The 9,007-nt window shown below is 57.2% G+C and carries 11 protein-coding genes and 5 tRNA genes; 4 read left to right on the top strand and 12 right to left on the bottom strand.

Going from position 1 to position 9,007, the window contains the following annotated elements:
- Positions 1-333: 333 nt before the first annotated feature.
- From BG52_RS13605 to BG52_RS13580, 6 genes are all read right to left on the bottom strand, one after another.
- A tRNA-Leu gene (locus BG52_RS13605) sits at positions 334-419 on the bottom strand.
- A gap of 54 nt (positions 420-473) precedes the next feature.
- Positions 474-549 (bottom strand) — tRNA-Lys (locus tag BG52_RS13600).
- A gap of 16 nt (positions 550-565) precedes the next feature.
- Positions 566-640, bottom strand: a tRNA-Glu gene (locus BG52_RS13595).
- Between the two features lie 182 nt (positions 641-822).
- Positions 823-913, bottom strand: a tRNA-Ser gene (locus BG52_RS13590).
- Positions 914-920: 7 nt separating this feature from the next.
- Positions 921-996 (bottom strand) — tRNA-Asn (locus tag BG52_RS13585).
- Between the two features lie 28 nt (positions 997-1,024).
- Entirely contained in the window at positions 1,025-1,504 is a 480-nt protein-coding gene (locus tag BG52_RS13580) for a SprT family protein (RefSeq protein WP_036667480.1), read from the bottom strand.
- A gap of 140 nt (positions 1,505-1,644) precedes the next feature.
- On the opposite strand from BG52_RS13580, the gene BG52_RS13575 reads away from it, so the two are divergent.
- Complete coding sequence (locus BG52_RS13575) at positions 1,645-1,998, top strand: hypothetical protein (protein ID WP_036585982.1); 354 nt, start codon at positions 1,645-1,647, stop codon at positions 1,996-1,998.
- A 133-nt stretch (positions 1,999-2,131) separates the two neighbouring features.
- Positions 2,132-2,278 (top strand): cortex morphogenetic protein CmpA, encoded by a 147-nt coding sequence (cmpA, locus tag BG52_RS15705; RefSeq protein WP_144340831.1) that lies wholly within the window; start codon positions 2,132-2,134, stop codon positions 2,276-2,278.
- An 84-nt stretch (positions 2,279-2,362) separates the two neighbouring features.
- Here cmpA and BG52_RS13570 read toward each other — a convergent pair whose 3' ends face one another.
- The 5 genes from BG52_RS13570 to BG52_RS13550 form a co-directional block, all read right to left on the bottom strand.
- Positions 2,363-3,007: a nitroreductase family protein gene (locus tag BG52_RS13570; RefSeq protein ID WP_036585980.1), complete on the bottom strand. Its 645-nt coding sequence runs from the start codon at positions 3,005-3,007 to the stop codon at positions 2,363-2,365.
- A gap of 404 nt (positions 3,008-3,411) precedes the next feature.
- Complete coding sequence (locus tag BG52_RS13565; protein ID WP_036585978.1) at positions 3,412-3,849, bottom strand: RrF2 family transcriptional regulator; 438 nt, start codon at positions 3,847-3,849, stop codon at positions 3,412-3,414.
- Between the two features lie 73 nt (positions 3,850-3,922).
- Positions 3,923-6,160 carry a Tex family protein gene (locus tag BG52_RS13560; protein ID WP_036585976.1) on the bottom strand — a complete coding sequence of 746 codons (2,238 nt, stop codon included), beginning with the start codon at positions 6,158-6,160 and terminating at the stop codon, positions 3,923-3,925.
- A 248-nt stretch (positions 6,161-6,408) separates the two neighbouring features.
- Complete coding sequence (locus BG52_RS13555; protein WP_036585975.1) at positions 6,409-7,053, bottom strand: MBL fold metallo-hydrolase; 645 nt, start codon at positions 7,051-7,053, stop codon at positions 6,409-6,411.
- Complete coding sequence (locus BG52_RS13550) at positions 7,053-7,619, bottom strand: thioredoxin family protein (RefSeq protein WP_036585973.1); 567 nt, start codon at positions 7,617-7,619, stop codon at positions 7,053-7,055. The genes BG52_RS13555 and BG52_RS13550 overlap by 1 nt, the downstream gene beginning before the upstream one ends.
- Positions 7,620-7,821: 202 nt before the next feature.
- Between BG52_RS13550 and BG52_RS13545 the strand changes: the two genes are divergently transcribed.
- Entirely contained in the window at positions 7,822-8,268 is a 447-nt protein-coding gene (locus BG52_RS13545) for a cupredoxin domain-containing protein (RefSeq protein WP_036585972.1), read from the top strand.
- A 76-nt stretch (positions 8,269-8,344) separates the two neighbouring features.
- Positions 8,345-8,656: a hypothetical protein gene (locus tag BG52_RS13540; protein ID WP_036585970.1), complete on the top strand. Its 312-nt coding sequence runs from the start codon at positions 8,345-8,347 to the stop codon at positions 8,654-8,656.
- A gap of 160 nt (positions 8,657-8,816) precedes the next feature.
- Here the strand turns inward: BG52_RS13540 and BG52_RS16210 are convergent.
- On the bottom strand, positions 8,817-9,007 hold a 191-nt coding region (locus BG52_RS16210), incomplete at its 5' end, for a hypothetical protein (protein WP_036667479.1).

The raw sequence follows: 9,007 nt of genomic DNA, 5'->3' as shown, positions 1-9,007 counted from the left end.
TCTTCGCTGTCGTTCCAAGTTCTGAACAGCTTCCATGGCCTTCGTCCAAGTGCGCGAGACTCGGCTTCCTCTCTTCCCTCTTGCGAGTCCTTTTTGACGACGCGGCAGGATTCACTTTATGTTTACGGCCTATCATGTTGCTCGCCCTGTCTCTGACAGGTGCTTTGTCGATACGCTTCTGCGCACAGATTTCGCCATACGCAGGTATCCTAGCTACACAGGGGCTTGGCCCCTCCTGTGACCGGACTTTCACCGGCTAGAAGATGCGTGCCTCTGGGCACGCCACACAACAAAAAATCCCTTGCTTTCGCAAGGGATTCTACTGATTATGTATGGTGCGGTAGAGAGGACTCGAACCTCCACGGGCGTAAGCCCACTACCCCCTCAAGATAGCGTGTCTGCCATTCCACCACTACCGCACATATGAGCTTTCTTCCTATTACATGCACCGTTGTCTTCGAGGGAGAAAACAATGGTGAGCCATGAAGGACTCGAACCTTCGACACCCTGATTAAAAGTCAGGTGCTCTACCAACTGAGCTAATGGCTCATGCAAGAAAGGATGATGGTGACCCGTAGGGGATTCGAACCCCTGTTACCTCCGTGAAAGGGAGGTGTCTTAACCCCTTGACCAACGGGCCATACCGAAATGAGTGCACCGCTGCCGCGATTGCGACAACAAAAATGATTATACCGGACTGGGTTGTTGATTGCAAGTTCTTTTTTTATTTTCCGCAATTTCTCGTCGATCATACGCGAATCGGGCAAATAAAAAAGACCGATATCAACGGCCTTCCGTTGTCGTGCAATGCCATTGTAGAAATGGCGGAGAAGGAGGGATTCGAACCCTCGCACCGCTTGCGCAGTCTAACCCCTTAGCAGAGGGTCCCCTTGAGCCACTTGGGTACTTCTCCAAGATAGTGGCTCCCCGAACAGGACTCGAACCTGTGACAACTCGATTAACAGTCGAGTGCTCTACCAACTGAGCTATCAGGGAACGTCGCGAAGTGACAAGAACTAATTTATCACGATTCGAATTTGAAGTCAAGCACGAACAATTGTAACTTTCCGCCGCACTTTCCGCACGCATAGCGGGCTGGATTCATCTTCCTTTTCCGCAAATATTCGCCCCCACATGCCCGGCATTTCAGCATGAATTTGAACGGCGCCGGCTTGCGCTGCGCCCGCTCCGGAAGCGATTTGCAGAACCGGCTGCCGCCCACTTTCGCAAGTAAAGCCTTGAAATCCGCATCCCTGTGCCGGTAACCGCGCCGCATCAGATGCAAGTGGTAGTGGCACAGCTCGTGCTTGATGATTTTCTCGGTCTCCTCGGCGCCGTATGTCTCCAACTGATAGGGACTGATCTCGATGTCGTGCGACTTCATGAAATACCGGCCGCCGGTCGCCTTCAGCCGCCGATTGAATGTGGCCCGGTGCCTGAACGGAAGGTCGAAGCATTCCAGCGATATTTTCTCAACCCATAACTGCAAGGCTGCATTATTCATTATGTTCGCATTCCCCTAAATCCCCGCTTCGGACAACGGCTTGATACTTGAATTTATAAGCCCTGATGCGCTACACTGTCAAGTAGGTTTTATCCGTAATGACATACCGAATCAGCTAGCCGAGGGGAGTTAGACCGTTCATGCCGACGATGCGTTACATTGTAATGAAAGGACAAGCTGGGCTGTCGTTCGTGGAATTGCCCGAATCTCACGCCTACCAGCTCAGCGCGCTCAATCTGCGTCTGCATAAGGAGCTCGACAAGTTAACCGCCGACAATGTGCCCGTGCTGCCGTATGCCGTCGCCGAATGCGCCGACCTGGAGCTGCATGACGAATCGATTCCGGTGACCGGCGGTCTCGACTATATGAATGAGCTGGAGCGCCAATTCTCGGCCGTCCGTGAGAAGGCCTACCCGCTCGTGTCGCTGCTGACCGAGATCCGCGCCCTTCAGGCGCAGCTTGAACAGTGGTACGAGGATGAACTCGACGCCTAGACGCACCGGATCTACAGCCAGCCACCGCCGGCATACGCCAAAAATGTTCCGTTCGGCAGCTGGACCTGCACGGACATTCGCCCACTCCCATATGCTGATCATACATTAGCATTCCCGGAGGAGGATGATCGCTATGCCGCAATGGCTCTGCAACCAGTTGATGCGGGCATTCGAGAAAAAAGACCGCCGGCAAATTCGCCTGCTGAACGATTGCTGGTTCTTTTACCGGACGAAAGCGCAAACCGGGCCGGACGACCATTCGGCCGGGTACCTCCCGTAGCGAAACGCCGTGATACGGCAAAAAGGCTGTCAGGCCGGTTGCGCACCGGTTCCGACAGCCTTTTGTTTTTTTACGGAACCTTGATCAATAGCTGTTCCACTGCGTAACCTCATCCACCGTCAGACGCGGCGTCGGACGGCCCGGCTGGGCCGCTTTGCCGACCGCTACGAGCATGACCGGCACATACGTATCCGGCACATTGAAAGCTTCCAGCAACTGCGCCCCGTCAAAGCCGCCCATCGGCACGGTATCCAGCCCTCTCGCCTTGGCGGCCAGCATCAGTTGCATCGCAATAAGCCCGCCGTCCACGAGCGCAATGTCCTTCTGCCGATCGGCGCTCATTCCGCCATAGACTTGAACGGAATTATGGGTCATGTTCTCAGCGACATCAGCCGGGATATAGCCCTGCTCTACTCCGCGGCCATAGATCTCCGCAGCCCGTTTATAAGCCTCCCGGTCGCCCAGAATCGCGATCACTGCAGATGCCTCCGTAACCTGCTTCTGGTTGAAAGCGATCGGCTTCAGCTTCTCCTTCGCCGCCTGATCGTCGACAACGAGAAACCTCCACGATTGCAAATTCGATGACGAAGGCGCCTTGACCGCATCCGCGAGCAGTTCCTTCAGCTCGTTGCGGGACATTTTATAAGAAGGGTCGTACGAACGGACCGAATGACGCTCCGCAATCACCTCAAAAAAATCGATGCCTTGCTCCACTTGATCCTTGCTCATAATCAGTTCCTCCTTGGTATCGTTTATTTATGTGTGCTACTGTCACAGTTGTTTGCATAGGAACACCCGGAAGCTGCAGTCTTCCGAAGGATAGCCGGCAACGGACATCGCGGGCTACCCGCGAGCGGTTCGTCGGGAAAGGACTTTACTGAGCTAAATTAAGCTCAGTTATACCCAACAAAAAAGCTGCTCATTTGAACAACTGTAATAAATATAGTCACAGTATAATCCTGACATAACGCCTTGTCAACTGCTTACTTTGAGTAAGTTACATTATAATACCGTGCCTATGAAGGGCAATGCGCCCCCGGCACCAATTACTGCCCAATTCGAGGTGTATGATGCCCTGATATATTGACATAAAAATCGTGGGGTCCGGACATAAAAAAAGACGCAGGGCCTAATCAGCCCGTGCGTCCCGCTAAATCCGCTATCGTATGCTTGCCTAGAACCTCCAGCATGGACCGGTCCAGCTCCTCCGAAATGTCCCGGAACGCCGCTTTCATGTCCGTTCCGAACGGGTGACCGCCTGTCGCATCCCGCATGCCGGTGCATACGGACTGCTCCATCTGCAGCGCCTTATACACCTCGGCCAGCGTCAGCTCCTCCGGCGATTTCTTCAACCGGTAGCCGCCTTCGCGGCCTTCCCGGGTTTCCAATATGTTTTCCTTTGCCAGTTTCGCCAGTATTTTGCGCAGCAGCGTCGGCTCGGATTGCAGATGCTCGGCTATGTCGCAGCTCGGACACAGGCTGTCTTGCTTCGACAGCACGACCAATGCCTGCAGCGATAAGCCGAACCATTTATGGCTTGGAGATATACCCGTCGCTTTACCGTTGATCATGCGTGAAGCCCCTCCCCTTGGCCGGTTCTCTATCAAAATTGTATCGTGAAAGGGCTTTACCGGCAAGCGGATTTTAGCCGGGCTTGCGCATCGTCAGGCTCACTCGGCCTTTCTTCGGATCGACGCTCAGCACCCAGACCGTCACGTTGTCGCCGACGGAAACGACGTCCATCGGATGCTTCACGAATTTGTCGCTCAGTTGGGAGATATGAACAAGTCCGTCGTTCTTGATGCCGATGTCGACGAAAGCGCCGAAGTCGATGACATTGCGGACCGTGCCCTGCAGCTCCATGCCCGGCGTCAAATCCTCGAGCTTGAGCACATCCGTGTGGAAAATCGGCGCCGGCAGTTCCTCGCGCGGATCCCGCCCGGGGCGGCGCAGGCTGTCCAGTATGTCGCGCAGCGTCGGAACGCCGACCCCCAGCTGGGTCGCCACCGTTTCCGGATCGACCTGCTCCAGCCTGGCGTTCAACTCCCTGGAGCCGAGCGCGTCGAGCTCCAGCTTAAGTTCCTTGAACAGCTTGGCCACCACGCCGTACGATTCCGGGTGGATCGGCGTCCGGTCAAGCGGGTTGCGCCCCTCCGGAATGCGCAGGAAGCCGATGCACTGCTCGTACGACTTCGCGCCGAGCCGAGGCACTTTCTGCAATTGGCCGCGTTCCGCGAATTTGCCGTTCTCCTCGCGGAATTTCACGATGTTCCTGGCAATGGTCGCGTTCACGCCCGCTACATAGGAGAGCAGCGAAGGCGATGCGGTGTTGACGTCAACGCCAACATGGTTAACGGCCGATTCCACGACGCCGCCCAGGCTCTCGTCCAGCCGTTTCTGGCTGACGTCATGCTGGTATTGGCCTACGCCGATCGCCTTCGGCTCGATCTTGACAAGCTCAGCCAACGGGTCTTGCAGCCGCCTGGCAATCGATACGGCGCTGCGTTCGGCCACATCAAGCGACGGAAACTCCTCTGCGGCGAGCTTCGAGGCGGAATAGACGCTGGCGCCGGCTTCGTTGACGATGATATATTTCAGCTCGCTGTTATTGCGCTTGGAGATAAGATCGGCAATGAACTGCTCGGTCTCGCGCGAAGCGGTACCGTTGCCGATGACGATCAGCTCTACACCATATTTGTCGATCAGGCCGTTGATCAGCCGCTCGGCTTCGGCGACCTTGTTGTTCGGCGGCGTCGGATAGGAGACGGCCACGTCCAGCAGCTTGCCGGTGTCATCCACGACGGCCAGCTTGCAGCCGGTCCGAAACGCCGGATCGACGCCCAGCACGACCTTGCCTTTGACCGGCGGCTGCAGCAGCAGGTTGCGCAAATTCGCCGAGAAAATCGCAATCGCGTGCTCTTCCGCCTTCTCTGTCAGCTCGCCGCGCACCTCACGCTCAATCGACGGCGCGAGCAATCTTTTATACGCATCCTCAATGACGCGAAGCAGAATGTCCCGCACCGGCGAAGGTCGCTGGCTGCGAAAAATCTGGCGACCGATAAAGTCGTGGATTTTGTCCGCCGGCACCTCGAGCGTCACCTTCAGCACCTCTTCACGCTCGCCTCGGTTAATCGCCAGAATGCGGTGCGGCGGCAGCCTCCGAACCGGCTCCTGGTAGCTGTAATACATCTCGTACACCGACTCCAACGCGGCATCCTTGGCAGATGTGAACACGATACCTTGATCAAACGTATATTTGCGCACCCAGGCACGGATTTTCGCATCGTCGGCGATGTTCTCGGCAATAATATCCATCGCGCCTTGCAGCGCGTCCGCCGCCGTCGGCACGCCGTTCTCCTCATCGACGTACTTGGCCGCCTCCTGAAGGGGATCGCCCTGTCTCGGCTGCCCGTACAGCCAATCGGCGAGCGGCTCAAGCCCCCGCTCCTTGGCAACGCTGGCGCGCGTCTTTCTTTTTTGCCGGTACGGCCGATACAGATCCTCGACCTCCTGAAGCTTAGCCGACTGCTCGATCGAACGCTTCAGCTCGTCGTTCAGCTTGCCCTGCTCATCGATCAGCCGGACCACCTCGCGCTTGCGCTCCTCCAGATTGCGCAAATAGCCGAGCCGCTCCTCTATGCCGCGCAGATCGTTCTCGTCGAGCTCGCCGGTCATCTCCTTACGGTAGCGGGCGATGAACGGAATCGTATTGCCCTCGTCGAGCAGGCCGACCGCCGCCTTTACCTTCGTAATCGGAATGTTGAGCTCCGCGCTCACCTGCTTCTCGATACGCTGCCGCTCCGCCATTTTCTGCTCGGGCGTCAGCGCGCTTTTTCCCGTCGTTTCTTCGCCGTCCTGCGGCTTTGTATGTACGTCCGTCATGAATTGTGCACCGTCCTATCTTCAATCAATCCCGCTCTCATTGTCGCAGATTTGATCGGTTTTATCCAGCTTGGGACGAGATGGAGCAGGACAGTGAGTGTGAGGCAATCCGGTTGGGGATTTGCCGTAAACAAAAACATCATCCCCCTCGCAAGGGATGGAGCAAACGGCAAAAAGCGCCGAATCCGTGTCGTCAAACAGGATTCGGCGCTTTTTCGCGCTGCTTCGCATGGAGGAACTAACCGAAGTCAGTGCGCCGGCGCGAACGGATTGTTCGCCATTTCAAACCCGAGCGTGGTCTGGGGCCCGTGTCCGGGGTACACCCGCACCTCGGGATCGAGCTTGTACAGCTTGTTGCGGATCGAATCGTACAGGTCCGCCTCGCGTCCGCCAGGCAGATCGGTCCGTCCGACCGACAGCCGGAACAGCACGTCGCCCGAGAACAGATGCTTGCCGTAATGAAAGCTGACGCTTCCCGGCGAATGCCCCGGCGTGTGCAGCACGCGGAAGGTAACGCCCAGCAGTTGCAGCGACTGTCCGTCATCCAGCGCATGCTCGGCGGGATCGGTTGTGAGCGGCTCCGTAACGTCCGGCCAGCGCGCCGATCCGTTCTTGCGGGGCTCCGTCAACCAATCGGCCTCCAGATCGTGCAGATAGACGGGGCATCCCCACGCTTTGCGCGCGGCTTCCACGCCGCCCATGTGGTCGAAATGCGCGTGCGTCAGCAGGATGGCCTGGACGGGAACGTCCAGCGTCTCCACCCGCCGAAGCAGCCGTTCGGGTCCCATGCCCGGATCGATGACAATGGCCTGCGACCGGGCCTCGTTCATGATCAAATAAGCATTTGTTTGCAGCGGTCCGAGCGCAAACGATTCGACGATCAGCTCCGCCATTACAGCTTCTCGATGAGCTCGCGCAGTTCACGCACAATATGCGCCTGGTAGCCCGTTCCTTCCCCGTAGCGGCGACCCAGCTCCGCACGCGTCTCAGTCAGTTTGTCCTGATAATCGGCCGCTTCCGGATGCGGATTCGCCTGCTTGAAGGCGATCATCGCCTCCTGCACATGACTCGGACGAGGGCCCCATTGACCCAGAACTGCGCCGCCGGTATCCGCGAAAATCACGATCGGCACTGCTTCGCCGCCCATCGTCAAAAATTGCCCCATCGTATCCAGGTGCTCCTCCTTGATAAGCACCTCTGTCGGAACGCCGCCGATCTCTAGCGCGCGGAACACGACCGGAATATTTTTGACGACATCCCCGCACCAATCGGCCATCAGAATGAGGCAGCGCAAATCGTCGCGGTTGCCCAGCGATTCGAAATACGCCCTATCGTCCTCGCTCGGCCATTGAAACTCGTCATACAGCGACACGAACGTCTCTTTATTCCGCGTCATTTCATCCATGAACTGCTGCGGGCTGATGCCTTTGTCCAGCTTATCGGCTATCATTTTTGCCATTTTCCGCTCTCCTCTTTCCTTTGAACGAGTGATCCTGACTAACCATATTGTAGCAAAAGCCTCCGTTCGTCTCAAACGCCGCTGCGTCCACTCCCAACCTCCCGGCAAATCGTAAGAGAAACATAGATTCAAAGTCATGGCCTGACAAGCCCCCGCATAGACTGGCAATAAGAAAACGAATTCAAAAGGAGAGGTGTTATTCATGTCCAGAATCGTCGTGGTCAGCAAAAACCAGCTCCGCATGGCGGCCGCCATCGCGCTTATCGCGGTGATTGTCGTTGCCTATATGCGCTGGGACCAGTCAAGGGCAACGAGCGGCGTGCCGTCCGGACAGCTCGTCTTCCAGCTGGTGACCGGCGAATTCAAGAGCGTCGGCACGGACGGGAAGGAGATCGAGGCGTATCGTTGGGATCCCGGCACGATAATCGTACCCCGAGGAGAAACGGTGCAGCTCAACATTACCGGAGTCAACGGCGCAAGTCATCCGTTCGTAATCGAAGGGCTCGGCGTCCGCGATGAGGTGAAAAAAGGGCAAACGACGATCGTCACATTCGTTGCCAAAAAGCCGGGAATCTACCCGATTATTTGTCTGACGCATACCGTTCCGGCGCAAGGCGGCCCGATGGTCGGATACATCGTGGTGCAGTAGCCTCGCGTAAACGACGCACAAAAGTCCCCACCCTCGCACTGCCCGCATATGGTGTAGTCAGAGGAGGGTGGCAGCCTTGAAACAATCGAACGAGAAGCATCTAACGAGCTTTCCGTCGGCGCGCAAAATCCGCAGGGCATGCAATCTGGAACTGTACCGGACCGCCAAGCGGCTCAAGATTTGGATACCGCCGGACAAGATGGAAGCGGCCGAAAAGCTGTATGTGCGAAAGGTAGCCGAAAATATGATCTGGATCCACGAGCATCACAGCAACCGCACGAAGCTGTCGGACTGGTGGGAGGCGAATGTGAACGCGGAGATCGCCGAGCTGTGGCAAGTGGATGCCAAACGGCTGGCCGATGCCTTTCGCGACGCTTTCGGAGGGTAGCCGCGAGGCCGCACAGCCTTCTAGCGCACATGATGCTTCAACAGCACGATTGAACCCGGTGTCAGCCGATGACTGCGTACGTTTGCACCCTTCCCGGATTGGCGCACCCGGAACAGGCGGCCATCCCGGCTGAACAGGCGGATCGTGTAGCTGACTTCAGTCAGCGTCCCGATATGGTTGAAACGGACGGGACGGCGGCAAGCAGACGGCGGCCATCTTCTGCCGCTTGCCGCGCTGCATCCGTCATCCCGAACCGGCGCCCGTTGGCGGCCGCCTGGCCCATCGCGCGAACCGCGCTTGCGAGCGCCTCATAGCGCTCGTACAGCTCCAGCGCCGACTGCGCGGCTTCGC

It is taken from the genome of Paenibacillus darwinianus, assembly GCF_000598065.1.
In the GTDB taxonomy this organism is placed as follows: Bacteria; Bacillota; Bacilli; order Paenibacillales; family Paenibacillaceae; genus Paenibacillus_I; species Paenibacillus_I darwinianus.
This window is presented reverse-complemented; position numbering and strand designations above follow the sequence as displayed.